The sequence below is a fragment of the Zooshikella harenae genome (assembly GCF_018837975.1).
Taxonomy (GTDB): domain Bacteria; phylum Pseudomonadota; class Gammaproteobacteria; order Pseudomonadales; family Zooshikellaceae; genus Zooshikella; species Zooshikella harenae.
In genome coordinates this window covers 1-701 of record NZ_JAGSOY010000323.1, presented here as the reverse complement: position 1 = coordinate 701, position 701 = coordinate 1, and the positions used below count along the sequence as shown (strand labels likewise).

At 37.5% G+C, this 701-nt stretch carries 1 protein-coding gene and 1 pseudogene; one reads left to right on the top strand and one right to left on the bottom strand.

The genetic code is table 11. The features are described 5' to 3' along the window. Window positions 1-83 precede the first annotated feature (83 nt). A complete protein-coding gene (locus tag KCG35_RS25925) occupies window positions 84-536 on the top strand; it encodes a hypothetical protein (RefSeq protein WP_215822798.1) in 453 nt (150 codons plus the stop codon). Here the strand turns inward: KCG35_RS25925 and KCG35_RS25920 are convergent. Next, window positions 499-701 (bottom strand): annotated as a pseudogene (locus KCG35_RS25920) (hypothetical protein); the annotation flags it as partial. The gene KCG35_RS25925 and the pseudogene KCG35_RS25920 sit on opposite strands and share 38 nt — an antisense overlap.

The window sequence follows — 701 nt, the reverse complement described above, 5'->3', positions numbered from 1 at the left end:
GTTTAACAGTTCATCAATTATCATGTGAATTTCATTCAGCAGTTGTGTAGGATGGCTTTTACTTAGGTGAATAAGGTGTCTATATGCAACTAAAGTACTTACTTGGTCTTATCGTACTCATTTTTTCTTTCAATACTAAAGCAGATTTAGTGTTTAGTACGTCGGCTAAAGAATCTTTAAAAATTCCCTTTTCACAAGTATCCGCCTCACTCAGTTATGACTCTCTCAATAAAGCATATGCTTTAAATTTAACCTTTGATAAAAAAGCTTCTCTAGCATTAGGCCAATTCACAGAAAAACATTTAAATAAAGAGCTCATTACCTACATCAATAAAGAACAAGTAAGTAAAGCCACATTACGGTCTGTCTTGGGAATAAAGTCATCACCACCTAAACAGCAAATTACACTCATCGTTGATAATAAGGCTGTTTATACACAACCTAGCATTAAAGAAGAAACCAGCGCTCTGAAAATTTTCATTCAAGATCAAGATTCAGCTATTCGCTACTTGAAACATTTGAGTGAAACGGAATAACCCCATAGGAGGCAAACTCATTTGCCTCCCGTTGCCGTTGCTCCAGCACTTCCTGGTAATCCTTACCCAGCATCATGCAAATTTCTTCGAAGGTAATAGCCCCCAGTGCGTATAACCGTTCCAAGCGTTCCACTTCTTTGACACCGTCAATATGGGTTTGCCCTT